The sequence below is a fragment of the Paenibacillus alginolyticus DSM 5050 = NBRC 15375 genome (genome assembly GCF_000422905.1).
In the GTDB taxonomy this organism is placed as follows: Bacteria; Bacillota; Bacilli; order Paenibacillales; family NBRC-103111; genus Paenibacillus_E; species Paenibacillus_E alginolyticus.
In genome coordinates, this window is record NZ_AUGY01000134.1 from 1 (window position 1) to 16,213 (window position 16,213).

At 38.9% G+C, this 16,213-nt stretch carries 17 protein-coding genes, 2 pseudogenes and 1 riboswitch; of the genes and pseudogenes, 12 read left to right on the forward strand and 7 right to left on the reverse strand.

Annotated features, from left to right (window positions below; all coding sequences use genetic code 11):
- The 6 genes and pseudogenes from G519_RS0134905 to G519_RS0134930 all read right to left on the reverse strand — a co-directional run.
- Positions 1-273 (reverse strand): annotated as a pseudogene (locus G519_RS0134905) (protein-tyrosine phosphatase family protein); the annotation flags it as partial.
- A 10-nt stretch (positions 274-283) separates the two neighbouring features.
- A complete protein-coding gene (locus G519_RS0134910) occupies positions 284-760 on the reverse strand; it encodes an ArsI/CadI family heavy metal resistance metalloenzyme (RefSeq protein WP_029198550.1) in 477 nt (158 codons plus the stop codon).
- A 1-nt stretch (position 761) separates the two neighbouring features.
- Positions 762-1,184: an arsenate reductase (thioredoxin) gene (arsC, locus tag G519_RS0134915; protein ID WP_029198551.1), complete on the reverse strand. Its 423-nt coding sequence runs from the start codon at positions 1,182-1,184 to the stop codon at positions 762-764.
- 14 nt (positions 1,185-1,198) lie between these two features.
- Positions 1,199-1,840, reverse strand: coding sequence for an aquaporin (locus G519_RS0134920; RefSeq protein ID WP_029198552.1), 642 nt, complete (start codon positions 1,838-1,840; stop codon positions 1,199-1,201).
- Positions 1,841-1,852: 12 nt separating this feature from the next.
- Complete coding sequence (locus tag G519_RS0134925; protein WP_029198553.1) at positions 1,853-2,176, reverse strand: ArsR/SmtB family transcription factor; 324 nt, start codon at positions 2,174-2,176, stop codon at positions 1,853-1,855.
- A gap of 11 nt (positions 2,177-2,187) precedes the next feature.
- Positions 2,188-2,610 (reverse strand): arsenate reductase ArsC, encoded by a 423-nt coding sequence (locus tag G519_RS0134930; protein ID WP_051253960.1) that lies wholly within the window; start codon positions 2,608-2,610, stop codon positions 2,188-2,190.
- A 391-nt stretch (positions 2,611-3,001) separates the two neighbouring features.
- Positions 3,002-3,188: riboswitch (cobalamin riboswitch) on the forward strand.
- Between the two features lie 138 nt (positions 3,189-3,326).
- Here G519_RS0134930 and G519_RS0134935 point away from each other — a divergent pair.
- On the forward strand, positions 3,327-4,046 hold the full coding sequence (locus G519_RS0134935) for a HoxN/HupN/NixA family nickel/cobalt transporter (RefSeq protein ID WP_029198555.1): 720 nt from the start codon (positions 3,327-3,329) through the stop codon (positions 4,044-4,046).
- A 48-nt stretch (positions 4,047-4,094) separates the two neighbouring features.
- On the opposite strand, the gene G519_RS46095 is transcribed toward G519_RS0134935, so the two are convergent.
- Positions 4,095-5,009: a polysaccharide deacetylase family protein gene (locus tag G519_RS46095; protein ID WP_051253961.1), complete on the reverse strand. Its 915-nt coding sequence runs from the start codon at positions 5,007-5,009 to the stop codon at positions 4,095-4,097.
- A gap of 468 nt (positions 5,010-5,477) precedes the next feature.
- Between G519_RS46095 and G519_RS0134945 the strand changes: the two genes are divergently transcribed.
- From G519_RS0134945 to G519_RS0135000, 11 genes and pseudogenes are all read left to right on the forward strand, one after another.
- On the forward strand, positions 5,478-5,807 hold the full coding sequence (locus tag G519_RS0134945; protein ID WP_029198556.1) for an ArsR/SmtB family transcription factor: 330 nt from the start codon (positions 5,478-5,480) through the stop codon (positions 5,805-5,807).
- Positions 5,808-5,821: 14 nt separating this feature from the next.
- Positions 5,822-8,273 (forward strand): annotated as a pseudogene (locus tag G519_RS46100) (heavy metal translocating P-type ATPase).
- A 274-nt stretch (positions 8,274-8,547) separates the two neighbouring features.
- Positions 8,548-9,408: a cupredoxin domain-containing protein gene (locus G519_RS52675; RefSeq protein WP_244280323.1), complete on the forward strand. Its 861-nt coding sequence runs from the start codon at positions 8,548-8,550 to the stop codon at positions 9,406-9,408.
- Between the two features lie 27 nt (positions 9,409-9,435).
- A complete protein-coding gene (locus tag G519_RS0134965; protein WP_036635038.1) occupies positions 9,436-9,639 on the forward strand; it encodes a DUF2933 domain-containing protein in 204 nt (67 codons plus the stop codon).
- 55 nt (positions 9,640-9,694) lie between these two features.
- On the forward strand, positions 9,695-11,575 hold the full coding sequence (locus tag G519_RS0134970) for a copper resistance protein CopC (protein ID WP_029198558.1): 1,881 nt from the start codon (positions 9,695-9,697) through the stop codon (positions 11,573-11,575).
- 60 nt (positions 11,576-11,635) lie between these two features.
- Positions 11,636-12,415, forward strand: coding sequence for a prolipoprotein diacylglyceryl transferase (gene lgt / locus G519_RS0134975; protein WP_029198559.1), 780 nt, complete (start codon positions 11,636-11,638; stop codon positions 12,413-12,415).
- 14 nt (positions 12,416-12,429) lie between these two features.
- Positions 12,430-13,128 (forward strand): response regulator transcription factor, encoded by a 699-nt coding sequence (locus G519_RS0134980; RefSeq protein WP_029198560.1) that lies wholly within the window; start codon positions 12,430-12,432, stop codon positions 13,126-13,128.
- Positions 13,125-14,546 (forward strand): sensor histidine kinase, encoded by a 1,422-nt coding sequence (locus G519_RS0134985; RefSeq protein WP_029198561.1) that lies wholly within the window; start codon positions 13,125-13,127, stop codon positions 14,544-14,546. The genes G519_RS0134980 and G519_RS0134985 overlap by 4 nt, the downstream gene beginning before the upstream one ends.
- Positions 14,533-14,742 carry a hypothetical protein gene (locus G519_RS0134990; protein WP_029198562.1) on the forward strand — a complete coding sequence of 70 codons (210 nt, stop codon included), beginning with the start codon at positions 14,533-14,535 and terminating at the stop codon, positions 14,740-14,742. Before G519_RS0134985 ends, G519_RS0134990 begins: the two co-directional genes overlap by 14 nt.
- Positions 14,739-15,638, forward strand: a complete 900-nt coding sequence (locus G519_RS0134995; RefSeq protein ID WP_029198563.1) for a F510_1955 family glycosylhydrolase — start codon at positions 14,739-14,741, stop codon at positions 15,636-15,638. Before G519_RS0134990 ends, G519_RS0134995 begins: the two co-directional genes overlap by 4 nt.
- Positions 15,639-15,676: 38 nt before the next feature.
- Positions 15,677-16,195, forward strand: coding sequence for a redoxin domain-containing protein (locus G519_RS0135000; RefSeq protein WP_029198564.1), 519 nt, complete (start codon positions 15,677-15,679; stop codon positions 16,193-16,195).
- Positions 16,196-16,213: the final 18 nt, after the last annotated feature.

Genomic DNA, 16,213 nt, shown 5'->3' on the forward strand with positions numbered 1-16,213 from the left:
ACCGCAATGGAACCCAACCTTTTTACCGCCTCTATAAGCCTCTACAACGTGATTAATGGCTTGTTGGAATAGTTGGTCCTGTGGTCCCTCTGCATTATCTCCAAGGGGGACTTGGAGCCATTCTACGTCACCTGCAGGATAGGCGCACTCCGTAGCTTCTCCACGCAAATCCACAACTACTTCAACGCCTTCATTTTTAACCATATCCTCGACGTCAGAAGCTCCGCCAAAATAAATTTTATCTTCAACTAAAGCTTGATAGTTTTTTTGCATAATGAATCCCTTACTTTTTCTTAAAAGATGTGAATTCAATCGTTACAGGTGCTGATGGCGCGGAAGGTGGAGCGCAACATAAAGACATATCCTGCAAATCTCCTGCAGATTCAAATTCAGAATCTTCTTTTGTGTAGAATATTTCCCATGCGTTTCCATCTGGGTCATAAACCCATACTTTATCTTGAACCGCATAACAGCAAGTCGTATTCATTTCATCGATGAGAAGAAGCCCGCTTTGCCTTAGCCGCTCACCCATAGCTAGAACCTCTTCGGTGTTATCCACCTGAAATCCCAAATGATTAAGGACGCCTTTCTTCTCAAAAGGGCGTACATTTAAAGAGAAGTGAAGGGATGGATCGTCTAACTCGAATTTAGCGTAATTGTCTTTTACTTTAGAAGGTTCCGCACCAAAGAAAGCACGATAAAAATCAAGCGACTTTTGAAGGTCTGTACAGTTAACCGCAACGTGCATTCTTTTGATCATATTACTTGCCTTCCTTTAAAAATTGCTCAATCCGGCTCTTAATGGAATCTCGTACTTCAGTGAATTTAGCTGTAATTTCTTCTTCTGTTCCGGTTGCTTTTGCAGGGTCATCAAAGCCCCAATGCCATCTTTCAGCCTTATCGTTACGTACAACTGGGCAGTGTTCGTCAGCATGACCACACAAAGTAATAATGTAATCTGCGCGGCCTAAAATCTCAGTGTCAATCACGTCAGATGTATGGTTCGAGATATCGATTCCTGCTTCTTTCATTGTTGCAACAGCACGTGGATTCAAACCGTGTGCTTCTAGTCCTGCACTTTTAACTTCATATTTGTCACTACCTAGTGCTTTTAAAAATCCGTCTGCGATTTGGCTACGGCAAGAGTTACCTGTGCAAAGAAAATATACTAATTTTTTGTCCATAATTGAACATCTCCTTATTCCTGTATTGTTTTATAAACTAGTGAAGCAAAGACAGCTCCAAGAACTGTTGCAACTAGGTATAACCATAAGTGTTGTGTTGCACCCGATACGAGAGCGGGACCAAGGGACCGTGCTGGATTCATGGAAGCTCCGCAAATCGGACCTGCAAACATAGCCATTAGACCAACGGTACCTCCAATAGCAACACCAGCAAATTCTTTAATCGCTTTACCATGTACAGCAGAACCCAAAATAACCATCATTAGAACAAAGGTTAAAATGAATTCCAGAATGAAGGATTGCCCTTCCGAGAAGCTGGGAAGAGTTGCTCCCAAATTGGCGACATTGCCAAAAAGAAGCAACGTAGTAAAACTCGCAAAAAGAGCCCCTGCAAATTGTGTGACAATATAATAGATACTTTCTCGCAAAGAGATATCTCCTCTAACCAAGAAGCCAATGGTGACAGCAGGATTAAAATGAGCGCCTGAAATATGTCCAAACGTATAAATCAGAGCCATAACGACAAGTCCAAAGGTAATTGCGACACCAACATGGGAGATGCTTTTCGTGATATCGTCAATAACCATCGCTCCTGGACCTGCAAAAACTAAAAAATAAGTACCAATAAACTCAGCAATCAACTTCTTTTTTAACATTCAATTATCCCCTTAATCACAGCAATTTGAATCTTCACAGGTTAGCTTCTCCACTTTATCTTTTTGGGAAGGGAGGTACTTGAATAATTCGGTTAGGAAAGGCTTATCTTGGGTAGCAAGTGAATAGTACACCCACTGACCTTTTTTTGTTTCTTTAACGAGACCGCCATCTTTTAATTTGCGCATATGCTGGCTAATATTTGGCTGGCTGGTCTGCAATATTTCTACAAATTCGCATACACATAGGTCTCTTTCTTGTAGCAATAGAAGGATAGATAATCTGCATTTGTCACCAACTAATTTTAAAGTATCGACCATATTTTCAATTTCAATCATCATTAGCCTCCTTACAATGTTACATTCATGCCTTTTAGCAGATCGATAACTTTTTTCTCAATTTCATCCCTTGTTTTGCGCAGTTCCTCAATGTCTCCATCACTATGTACTAAAGGATCTAGGATATTCCATTGTACATTCGTGATCCCAAAAGGAACAACAGGACAACGTTCAATTAAATTCTCGCACAATTTAACAATGACATTGGAGGCTAAAAAGGTCTTCATATCAATCTTTTTGGAAGCATGATCTGAGATATCAATGCCGACTTCTTTCATAACGGCTATAGTCAGGGGATGTATTTCACTCGCTTCTAGTCCAGCACTTTCAGCAATGACATTCTCTTTACCGTAATGTTTGGCGAATGCTTCAGCAATTTGACTTCTACAGCGGTTTTGAATGCACAAGAAGTAAATACGTACAGGTTTCTTCACGATAATCAACCCCTTCCATTTGTTTATTATTATATAATTATTCGATTATATTAATAAAGTTAAGAATTTGTAAAGAATATAGAGATCTATGCATCGAAGCGCTGGAAGCAAAAAAACAACCTCGAATAGAGTGTTCTGTTCATGGAGTGGAATTGTAGCGTATTTTAGACTTGATTGTAAGATAACAATCTGGATAACAAAGACTCGAACCAGAGATCCGAGTCTTTGTTATCCATTGCAGAAAATTTTAATGCATATCATGTCAGGTGCTCATTGCGAGCTTGAATGGTAATATTGTTTCTCCTAGCATCAATAATAGCCAAGGGAGAGATCAAAATCTGTATTGATCTACAAACGTTACTATGTTATTTTAATGTTGATTAACAATTACATAATGTCGTAGATACTAGGTGCCTTTTTGGAGACAAAAAGGGTAACAGGGAATGAGGTGAAACTCCTCAGCGGTCCCGCCACTGTAATCAGGGAGCAACTTTCTAAGAATCCACTCATTTCATGGGGAAGGAAGAAAGAAGCATTGATCTGAGAGCCAGGAGACCTACCTAATATCGTACAGTAGATGTCCTTCGAGGAAAGGGGCTGGTGTAGAATGATATTTTTACAGGATTTTTCTGTCTTTACATCGTAATTTTCTGCGTCCTTGGCCAAAATGGTCAAGGTTTGTTTGGTTTAACGTAATTTAAGAGGAGGAATTTCCGTTGGGGCATGAGATGTTACTAATCATATTTTCATCGTTAATTTTAGGGTTTCGTCACGGAGTTGATTGGGATCATATTGCAGCAATCACAGACCTTGTAGGCGTGGAGACTAGAGCAAAGCATGGGATGCTGCTTGCAACAATGTATTCTTTGGGACATGGTTTAGTCATCCTTGTTCTTGGCTTTATAGCAATTGGATTAGGTAAAAATATTCCTGAATGGATAGATTCCACAATGGAACTCTTAGTAGCATGTACATTAATTCTTCTGGGCATATGGATGTTTATCACATTAGTTCGCCAATGGAATGGGTTCGAATTACGGAGTAAATGGAGTGTGGCATTAGAGGGACTTCGCCAAATCAAATATGTTATTGCTTCAAAGCTATTAAAGAAAAATATCGTGCAAGTATCTTCATCCAAGAAAACTGTTGGACGTGCGGGTGCCTTTTTAGTAGGGATCATACATGGATTTGGGGCAGAAACCCCAACGCAGATTTTATTAATTAGCACCGCAGCTGGGATGAGTACTATATTCTTAGGTGGATCGGTTGTTTTCTCTTTTGTCATTGGATTAATATTGTCTACATCCATGATAGCATTACTAGCGGTTATAGGCTTTTTAAAAGCACGTTTGCGCCTATCGGTATATCGCATTGTGGGATGCTTAACAGCAAGCTACAGCTTAGTGTTGGGTATTATGATTCTGATGCATGTATAGAACATTAATAAAGGCCCGGGCTAAAAAGCCAGGGCCTTTATTAATGTTTTATTCTGCCATCCGTTGCTTTACAATAATGTTTTTCAAAATAATCCTCAAATTTCCGGTTACGCTTGTTTCTCCATTTAGTATGTGAAGCAGACTTTTTGCTGTAATATTTGCTGATCCAACATTTACCCGTTTTATCAACTTAGTCCCAGGCGTGTTCAATCCATCCAACCCTGTAAAGTAATATTTATATCCTAACTGGTCTCCGATGTCTATAAGGGTTTTATTGTACCTTCCATGAGGAAAACAGAATAACTTATCCTGAATCCCTAATTTAGTTTGAATGATTTCTTCAGCTTCCTTGAGATCTGTTTTGACTCGTTGCTTGTATTCTTCCTCGGTTTCCATTCTGTTCTGATCCTTTAAATAGATTGGGTTAGTTAAAGGAGAAACAGGATTTCCGTTTTGATCAACTGAAAAATCATGAGATTTAAAGGTGTGGGAGTAAAAATCAAAACCGTCACTCTTCATTGTTTGGATTTCATCCCAGTTCAAAAAAGGAGTTCCAGGATTGGTTCCAAGATAATTTACAATAATGAAATTGGTAGCCGTCATGTTTTGCTGTTTCAACGCGGGATATGCATATTTGTAGAATGATTCATAGCCGTCATCAAAAGTTAGAACGACTGAATCAGGGGGGACAGAGCTTTTACCATTCAGAAAATCAACGAATTCTTTCATTGAAATCACATGATAATGATTAGCCTTCAGCGCTTCTAAATGTTTTTGAAATGTATCGGGCGTAATTGTGTATTCAGATGCGGTAGGGTCGATGTGATGATATTCCAGAACTGCAACTCGGTTGCTGAAGTGGTATCCGTCATAGTTTTTATACCGATCATTTAATAGTGCATAACAAAATACTAAGAATACGAATGTTATGCAAAAGTATCTTATAATTTTCTGTTTAAACATGTTGTGTAGTCTCCAATTTTCCAAGTTATTATTTGCTTTGGAATGTATGGAGGATAGCTTACTCTAGCTATAATCACTACCTATAAATCCATAGACATAGTTCATTCTAGTCCTTCTATTGGATCATTTCAATAAATTTAAAAAATACGAAATCGCCATCAAAATTGATATATTGTATGCCCTAATATGCTGCTATTTCGTTAAGATCATCTCAGAGTAAAGGATTGTCGACGCGGACCGCAAACGTATAAATATGGTCTAACACTTTGAGTATATTAATTGAGGCTTCATACGAGACAATAGTAAGATGAAAACATAGTGAGCTATGCAAGTCCAACAAAAACCCCAATGCCTGTAAAATACCAAAACTTCATCAAAAATGATGGGGTTGTAATTTGACACATATATTAGAGTGAGCTAATATGATATTCATATTAGTGATTGTTAATTTGTTCGGAGGTAGTCTCAATGAATCAAGATCCAATAGAGCAATTAGATGTTAAAGCAAAATTCATTCGTGGCTTTAGTGATAAGACGCGGCTTCAAATACTGGAATGTATTAAAGATAAAGAAAAGCCTGTATCTCAAATCGTTGACGAAATTCAAGGGAATCAATCGAACATTTCACAGCACCTCGCTTGTTTGAAGGGCTGCGGGATTATTGTTGGAAGGCAAGAGGGGAAATATGTGTATTACAGTTTAAGCAATGAGAAGATTAAGGATATGTTACATATGTTCGATACTGTACTATCTCTAGTACACGATGGTGTTACCAAGTGTGATACGGGACTTTACTAAAACGGGGGATTGAGATGTCGGACAAAGAACCGAAATTCAAAAAAAGCCTATCCTTACTGGATGTAAGTGCCACTTCAAATACAAATGCCGGTTGTGAGGATAATTGTTGCAAAATAACAGAAATTCCACAAGTACAAAACACAGAAGACCAATATGGTCAAAAATCAGATTTTCTAATCGGCGGTATGGATTGCCCTTCCTGCGCTTTAACCTTGGAAAAAGCAGTCAAGGGTATCAAAGGGATCAACGGAGTTCAAGTCAACTATAACACTGGCAAAATGCAAGTCGTTTATGAGGATGAAAAAGTCCTTGATCAACTACCGGATACAATAAAAAAACTGGATCACACCATTGAGGCTGTTCAGAAGATGGGGAGTGGGCGAATCTATCACATAGAAGGAATGGATTGCAGTTCCTGCGCTTTAACGATAGAAAAACATATGAAAACCCTCCCTTCAGTCAAAAGTGTAAGTGTCAATTTCTCAACTGGGAAAATGACAGCTGAACACGACAGTTCAGTCGAAGAAATCATCAAAGAAATATCCAAATCCGGTTATAAAGCTACGCTAGTTTCAAGCAAAAGGAAAAGTGATCAGGTCAAAAAAGACAATTCAGGTACAAACCTGATAATTTTTTCTGGAGCCCTACTTCTTTTTGGATTTCTTGGCTCCTTCGCGAATGTATCACCAAGCTTTACAACTCTACTTTACGCAGTATCGATTATAATAGGTGGCTATAAACCAGCTAGAAGCGCCTATTATGCTGTGAGAAGCCGTTCATTGGATATGAATGTATTAATGACTGCAGCAGTGCTTGGTGCCGCCGCAATTGGTGAGTGGTTAGAAGGTGCTACGGTAGTATGGTTGTTTGCACTAGGGAATGTTCTTCAAACGAAGTCCATTGAAAAGACTCGAAATTCGATTCGAAGCTTAATTGACCTAGCGCCTCCTGAAGCATTCGTGAAAAACGGTCAGGAGCTTATCAGAAAGGCCGTAGAGGACATTTCAGTTGGGGATGTCATAGTTGTTAAACCAGGGGATAAAATCCCGTTAGACGGTCTAGTAATTGGAGGAGAATCAAGTGTAAATCAAGCACCAATTACAGGAGAATCCATTCCTGTTGATAAGCAAGTTGGTGATGGTGTATACGCAGGTACAATTAACGAACACGGATCTTTGGAGATTAAAGTAACCAAGCTAGTTGAAGATACGACCATCTCCAAAATCATTCACCTGGTGGAAGAAGCGCAAGAACAAAAGGCACCTACGGAAGCTTTTGTAGATAAATTTGCCCGTATCTATACGCCAATTGTATTTATCCTTGCTCTCGTTGTGATGGTTCTTCCCCCACTTGTGGGTATTGGAACTTGGGGAGAATGGTTCTATAAAGGATTAGAATTATTGGTTGTTGCGTGTCCTTGTGCCTTGGTTATTTCAACTCCAGTGGCGATAGTTTCAGCAATTGGAAATGCAGCCAAGAACGGGGTTCTTATCAAAGGTGGAGCCTTATTAGAAATTGCGGGAAGGATTTCAGCGATTGCTTTTGATAAAACAGGTACTTTAACGGAGGGAAAACCAAAGGTATCTCAAGTTTTATCAGTTGGATTGAGTGAAGTTGAGTTGCTCCGTATTGCCCGAACACTAGAAGAATACTCTACACACCCCATTGCAAAAGCAGTTGTTGAGTTTGCCAAAGATAAAGGTGTCTCTACCCTTCTAGGTGATAAGTTCAGAAACATAGTAGGTAAAGGTGTTAGCGCGATTATAGGAGATAACGAGTACTTTGCAGGAAACCTTAAATTGTTCCAAGAACTAAGCGCTTCTCTAGGAGAACTAGAATCACGAATCTTATCCCTTCAACAAGAAGGAAATACAATCGTAATTATAGGAACAAAAGAGAAGATATTCGGTGTTATTGCCGTTGCGGATGCTATTCGTGCCACTTCCGTAAAGGCTCTTAAAGGACTGCAAGCCGCCCGCGTCAACCAAGTTGTGATGTTAACAGGAGACAATGAAGGTACGGCTAAAAAAGTTGCGTCTGAAACCGGGGTAAACCGATATTTTGCAGAGCTATTACCCGAAGATAAAGTGAAAAGCCATTAAACAACTTCAAGAAGAAGGAAACATTGTAGCGATGGTTGGAGATGGCATAAATGATGCTCCTGCGATTGCAACTGCCAATATAGGTATTGCAATGGGTGGGGCCAGAACTGACACGGCAATGGAAACCGCAGACATCGTGTTGATGGCTGACAATCTTGAAAAACTTCCCCATACTATTAAATTGAGTCGTAAGGCAATACGAATAATCAAACAAAACATTTTGTTCTCGCTCATTGTCAAAGCTCTTGCTTTGATTTTGATTTTCCCTGATTTACTTACCCTATGGATTGCTGTGATAAGTGATACAGGTGCGGCTTTAATTGTAATTATGAATAGTATGAGATTAGTGAAAGTTAAGGGGTGAAACGAGATAGTTGGATCCAGATGCCTGGCATTTTAAATGAAAAAGGGAACTCGATTCATAGGTTAAGAGTGTTGCTTTTTTTTGGGACTTAGAGAGCACTATTATTTAAAGCCAAGAAGTTGGCTTCAAATAGTAGTGCTTCTTTTATTTGAGCAAAATAGTCAATTATTGTTATGGAAACCAACTAAGCTTTTTACAATTATCGAAACTTCACAAATCCAACAAATTTATTGTGTAAGATAAAAACCAATGAAACAAGTTCTTTAGGAGGGTTATGATGATAGCGATTTTGAGTGTTCTTTTGGTTTTGCTTTTCACAGGCTACAATGTTTTTTACGCTTACAAGCGGAGAGAGAAACTGACGTGTATGGCTGGTATGATGATTGCTATGACAGTTGGTATGATGTCTAGCCTCGCATTCGGGGTTGTATTAGGCGTTGCTCTCCAGCACGATTTAACACTCTCTACTATAATTGCAGTTTTGTTCGGTATGGGAGCAGGGTACTTAACAGGAAAGTCCATCAGTTTAATGGCAGCATTGGATGGAATGATGGCAGGAATAATGGGCGGAATGATGGGTGCTATGCTTGGGGTTATGCTTGTTGTTTCAGATTCGATTGTATTATTTATCGATGTCATTTTTATTTTCGTAATGAGCGTTCTCATTCAGTTAATTGATGAAGAAACCGGTAAAGCAAAGGCAACAAATGAAGGTGTTAACAAACCGTTTTTCGGAAGTGCGTTAACGCTTTTTGTAGGAATTGTAATTGTAGGTGTGGCACTCCTTTTTCAATATCAAGGAAAGGTATCATCAGCCAGTCAATCACTAAGCGAGCAGCCTGAAGATCAGGCCGCCTCTCAAGAAAACGAAGGCTATCAAATCGCTACTGTCGATGTAAAATCTAATGGTTATGGTCCAAAAAATATTGAAATAAAAGCCGGTGTTCCGACGAAAATTGATTTTAAAACACAATCAGGTATTAGTTGTACAAAACACATTGTTTCTCATGAATTGGGAATAGATGTGGATCTTAAGAAGGGAGATAACTTCATTGCCCTGAAAGACTTGAAACCTGGAACGTACAAATACAACTGTGGAATGTACATGTATAACGGAACTATCACCGTTAAATAATATCTTGAAATTTAAGGAGGGCTTATTATGCAACAAGTTATTAATGTCTTGGCTTTACTCGCTTGTCCCTTAATGATGGTATTCTGTATGGGCGGTTTGTTTAGAAAAAACAAGAGTTGTCACAACGACCAGAATCAAAACGATTTGTCTCAAAAAGTAGATGCATTACAAAAACAACTAGATCTTATCAAAGAGTTGGAATCGATTAAGAATCAAAGAAATGCTAGTTAATGCCACCATTTCGGGTGGTTTTATTTTCACTTCTGAGTTAGGGGTAGGGACTTCAATGTTAAAAAAATGGGCTTATGCAGTTATTTTCCTCATCGTTATGATATTTCCCATTCAAATTGTTTCGGCTCATTCGCCAATTGAGAAGCGAGTTCCGGAAAAGGATGCTGTTCTTCAAGTCTCTCCGGTGAAAGTAGAGTTATTCTTTGAGGAGTCAGTTGAAATACACAGAAGCTCCATTATCGTTCGTAATGTTGCAAAAGAAGAGGTTCAAGTTGGAAGACCTCAGCTTGATCCAAGTGACGATCGACATATACTTATTGATCTAAAAAAGAACTTATCACCTGGAACCTATAATGTTGGTGTCGATGTCATTTCCATTGACGGACACGGACTGAAAGAATCATATTCTTTTGAGTTAAAAGAACCTCCAAAAGAAAATAAAGATATTCCATCTTTTACGTTGGATCGAACGTTCCCTGAAGATGGATCAATTCTGCAAGAATCTCCCAAACAGATTGATTTATGGTTTTCAAAGCCGACTGAGCTGTCTGTTTTTGGGTTGCTCAATGATAAACAACAATCTTTGGATACGAAAAAGCCTTATGCCGACCCTAACGACCCAAAGCACTTTATTATTGAATTAAGTGGGACGATAAAGGGAGGCACCTATTCTTTAGTTTCATATGCCAAGACAGATGATAAGGAAGATTATAAGATTAAATATTTTGCTGTAAAAAATGTGACATCCATAACGGGTTCGGCATCCTCTTCGAATGATAGCATTTGGAAACACATTGGTTTACTGCAGTTAGCTCATTGGCTAAGTTATATAGGTATGTTCTTACTTATTGGGAGCAGTTGGTTCCGAGCCATAATAAGCGCGCATAATGAAACAAACCTCAAATGGAAAAAGATTTCACCATATGTTTATGTGTTCAGTGGCGCCGCGATATTGTTCGAGTTGATTTTAAACAAATTCCAGTATTCCGAAGTTGTTATTCGAGATTTTATCACATTCAATTTTATTTGGATTCCGATTATCCAATTGATTCTTCTGACAATTAGTTATTTTGTAAGATGGTATAGGGGCAAACAGATATTACTGATCCTGTCTTTATTGTGCTTTGCTTTAACCGGACATTCCGTGGCTCCACCGTACGGAGGGATGCTAGGCGTAGTTCTTGATTTTCTTCACTTATTGGCAGCATCCATATGGGTTGGGGGATTGTTCGTACTATTCTTTATGGCTCCGAAAGAAAACACAGCTTCTTGGTTAAAGGAAACAACAAAAGTTTTCTCCAAGTGGGCTTTGTGGAGCATCGTAGTGATTGGATTTACCGGTGTTTGGATGACATTAAAATATGTTCCATCCTTTACGTTCAGGAGTATGCTGCAAAGCTACTGGGGAGAGGTAGTGCTTGCCAAAATCGTTCTGTATGTAGCGATAATTGGTCTTGGTTACTGGCAACGTAAATTGTTGCTTCGATGGGTTGAAATATTGGTTACCGGTTTCCGAAAATTGTTAAGAATTGAGCTAGTAATTGCAGCAGTATTATTACTTTTAGCCGGATTTTTGGTCGATTTATCACCCAAAGAAGCAGAGCAGGGCATATACCCCACAAAGCAAGTTCAACAAGGGATTGAGGCTAAATTGATGATAACCCCTTTACAAGCGGGCGCAAACGACATAGACATTGGATTTGTAAATGCGCAAGACATAAAAAAGGTGAGTGTGAAATTCTATTCGACTAATGGGTGGTCAACGGAAAATTCAGCATTTCTTTTAGAAAATGGCGTGTTTAAACTTACCGGAAGTTTCTTTCACGGAGCAGGAACGATTAATATGGATGTTCAAGCGATAAAGTCGAATGGTGATAGAGTTGTTTTTCCATACCGAATTCAAGTTCCAGGTGTAATGGACACCAATAATTCATAACATCCATCACAATTTCAACAAATTTCTTGGATATAATGTATGGGATGAGGATGGTGGAATATGAGGGTTATATTATTTACGATTGCTGGATTTCCCATAAGGTCATATGGTCTCCTTGTGGCGATTGCCATAATTTTAGGGGTTGGGGTCGCTTATTATTTGGCGAAAGGAACCAAGTATCGAGAACATCTAGGAAATATTGTGTTTTACGCCATAGTAGGTGCCATTATCGGTGCTCGATTTTGGCAAGTTTTTTTCTTCAATTGGGCATATTATTCGCAACACTTGGGGAAGGTCATTGCAATATGGGAAGGCGGACTATCCATCCAAGGCGGTTTAGTGGGAGGCTTTATAGGCGGAGCTATCTATACAAAACTCAAGAAGCTAGATTTTTGGGAAATCGCTGATATCTTGGCCCCTGCTATCGCCTTTGGACAAGGAGTTGGCCGAATCGCTTGCTTGCTTAATGGAGATGCGTTCGGTTCACCTACAGGCTCCAATTTCGGGCTTGTTTATCCACCGGGTACAATAGCGTATGAAACTTATGGTTCTGTGCCTCTATTTCCTGCGGAGGTATGGGAGGGGCAATGGGATTTTGTTGTATTCGGCTTGCTGCTCATTTCCAAAAACCGAACGTGGTTTAGAGGATTCACCTTTTTAACCTATAATATTCTGTACGCTCTGGGAAGATTTATGCTCGAGTATCTTCGCGGCGATTCGCCAAGATTTTTATTTCATTGGACAGCGGCACAATGGACAAGTATGACCATTATTGGTGTATCAATAGTTCTGATGGGTTACTTTTATGCAAGGTCTAAACTGCAGTTAAAGACAGCTTGATACTTGGAGGATTTATGGCTCACGTTTTGGTGGTAGATGATGAAAAAAATATGCGCAACCTCCTTCGTATTTATCTTTCCAAAGAGGGATTCGAGGTTACAGAGGCTGAGGATGGTTATCAAGCGCTCGAGCTTCTTAAACTGTATGCTTATGATCTTATCATCTTAGACATCATGATGCCTGGTTTAGACGGATGGGATGTGTGTCGGCAAATTCGTGAAAACAGTCAAATTCCGATACTTATGCTGACAGCTCGTTCCGAAACAAAAGATAAAGTCCAAGGATTGAAATTAGGCGCAGACGATTACTTGGTAAAACCGTTTGACCATGAAGAGCTTGCTGCACGTGTGAATGCTCTCCTAAGGAGAGCAAATTTGTCGGGTCCATTCATAGATTCAACGGCTGTCATCCGTTATTTTGAAATGAGTATTAATCCCGAACGTCGTGAGGTCACTATCAGTGAGCAGATGGTAGACTTGGCCCCTAAGGAATACGATTTATTATTTTATATAGCAAGTCATCCAAGAAAAGTTCTAACTAGAGAATTATTGTTGGACCAGATTTGGAGCCGAGATTATTTGGGTGATATTCGTACTGTGGATACGCACGTTAAAAATGTACGAGAGAAGCTTCGTAACGCAGGTTTTACTCATAATCCTATTCAAACCGTTTGGGGTGTGGGCTATAAATTCCAAGGAAATGAAGCCAAATGAAATGGAATCGAGTGGTTGTTAAATTAGGTAGTACGATCATTATTCTTTTTCTTGTTGTATTGCTCCCAATGGGATTTGTTATCAATCAGATTTTAACTAGCTTTTATCAAAAGAATATTCAAGACAATATTAAGGCACTATCTACTCGCTATGCACAGGCTTTATCTGATGGAGCTTCAACCGTTGAAACCATTAAGACCATTGCGGAGTTTTCCGATGTAAAGTTTTTTATTATCAATAACACGGGAAAGATTATTGCCAACTCTGGATTGCTTACTTTTACAGATGATGCATCTCTCCCCGACAAAGATATTGCTCCTCTCTTTGAAGGTAAATCATTATCAATGGATTATGAAGAAGCAACCACCAGTAATCGTTATATGGTTTATGGAAGTCCTGTTATGCTTGAAAATACAGTAGTTGGTGGCGTATTTGTTCTCTCATCCATTGAGGGAATGCATCAGTCTATTCAAAATGTACAGCGTTTATTGCTTCTTTCGGGATTTGGAGCGTTCTTATTGGCGCTCGGTTTTACTTTTGTTCTATCCAAGAAGTTATCGACGCCTCTTATTCAAATGGAGCAAGCAACACGGAGAATTGCAAAAGGGGATTTGGGCACTCGTGTTCGTTTGAAATCGAATGACGAAATTGGTTCGTTAGCACAAGCGATTAATGAACTTGCTTTTGATTTAAAAAGTTATCGAGATACGAGAAATGAATTTTTTTCTAACATATCCCACGAATTACGTACACCCATCACCTATATAGATGGCTATGCGAAAGTTTTGAGGAATAAGCTTTATCAAAGTGAGACAGAAAAAGAACATTATTTGGACTTAATTGCTTCGGAATCCAATAGGTTGACGCTATTGATTGAGGATTTATTTGAACTTTCCAAAATGGAAGAAGGTAAGGTTTCGTTAGAAATGGAATGGATTGACCTTACAGAGGTTATGGAGAATGCAATTCAAAAATGCAGATTGAAACTAAACGAAAAAGGATTACAACTGGACTATCATTTTGACAAGCAATTACCTCTCATTTATGGCGATGGCTTACGAATGGAGCAAGTCTTTACGAACTTATTGGAAAACGCAATTCGTTACACCAATGAAGGTCATATCCACACAGCTATTAACAAGGAAAATAACAAAATCTCTATCCTCATCGAAGATACGGGCATCGGCATTCCAGAAGAAGAGTTACCCCAAATCTTCAATCGGTTTTATCGAGTTGAAAAATCAAGGTCACGAGAACACGGTGGTTCGGGGTTAGGGCTAGCTATAGTAAAAAAGCTTGTTGAACTTCAAGGTGGTAACATACAGGTTTCGAGTGAGCTTAATAAAGGCACTCGATTTGAAATTGATTTTATTGTTCCAACTTCTCCTAGTGGAGGTGTTGAAAGTGAAGTTGGCTGATTGGCTGATTGCTTTAGCCTTAGTTTTAATGGGAATTGGTTGTTTAACGATGTCAGCTTCTTGGATGATGGGTTCAGGTTCCATTCTTCGTTACGTAAATAATTTTTTCAACGTTTGTATGTGGATTGGCATTCCACTGATCGTAATGGCAATCGTTTATCTCATTATCAGATCAAGAAAAGGGGAAAGAAAATGAAATATAAAGGAATGCTTGTTTCTTCAATAGTCGCAGCTTCTATAATGCTGTCTGCTTGCTCTAACTCTACTCCCAAAGTGGCTATGGAACATATTCATGGATTGGGTTATACGAGTGATGGGAAACAAATTTTGATTCCTGCGCATACAGGTTTGGTTGCTTACTCGGAAGGTAAATGGAGCAATGTCGATGCTCCGAAAAACGATTATATGGGCTTTGTCACAGTTGATAGTGGCTTTTATAGTAGTGGTCATCCAGGACAAGGTTCTAAACTGAAAAACCCACTTGGAGTCGTAAAAAGCACTGATGAGGGGAAATCATTAACCACACTTGATTTTGAAGGTGTAAGCGACTTTCACGCAATGACAGTTGGTTATAAAACACATTCGATTTATGTGTTCAACGAACAACCAAACACTAAAATGAAATCTGCTGGGTTGTATGTTTCAAAGGATGATGCAAAGACGTGGAATAAGTCTGAATTAAACGGTTTTTCTGGAGAACCCTTAGCATTAGCAGCTCATCCATCCGACGACAAGGTAGTTGCTCTTGGAAGCAAAGAAGGACTTTTTCTCTCCAATGATTCCGGGAACCATATTGAAAAATTGATATCGGGGTTAGTAGTAACATCGCTAACATTTAGCAATAATGGTGAATTGTTTGCAGCAACGGCAAATTCTCCAACTATGCTACAATTCAATTTAAGCAATAAAGATAAGAAAGAAATCAAACTTCCTGCCTTGGATAAAGATGATGCCATATCTTATATTGCTCAAAATCCAACAGATCATAATGAATTAGTGTTGGCAACTTACAAAAAAGATGTATTTATAAGTAAAGATGCAGGAACGAAATGGACCAAAATTGCCGATAAGGGTAACGGAATTTCGAAGTAAATTATAAAAACTATTGCTAGAGAAAAGGAGGAACTTACTTGAATCAGCGCATCCTCCAATGGGTAATGGTTGTCGTGATTGTAATTTTGGCTGGTGTAACTATTATTTCTCAAATTTATAAATCATCATCACCCCAAGAAAAAACATATGCTGATAATTTTCAACTGAAAACGTTAGACGGACGTGATTTATCACTTATTGATTATAGAGGTAAAGGGGTCGTCCTTAATTTTTGGGGAACTTTCTGCAAGCCTTGTCGTGACGAAATGCCAGCATTGCAAAAACAATATCTAAAATATAAGGATAAAGGACTTGTGATCATCGGTGTTAATGCCAGCGAAGCTCAAAAAACAGTTTCTGCTTATCTTAAGGAACTAGGAGTCGAATTTCCGAATGTATTAGATCCAGGATTAAAGGTGGCAGATATCTATCAAGCAAATGCACTTCCACACTCGGTGTTTATTAATCCTGATGGACAGATTTCGCATATTAATCTTGGTCAGATGGATGAAAAGACAATAGAAACTTATATAAAAGCTATTTTACCGAATCAATAAAAAAGCGCCGCTACATCG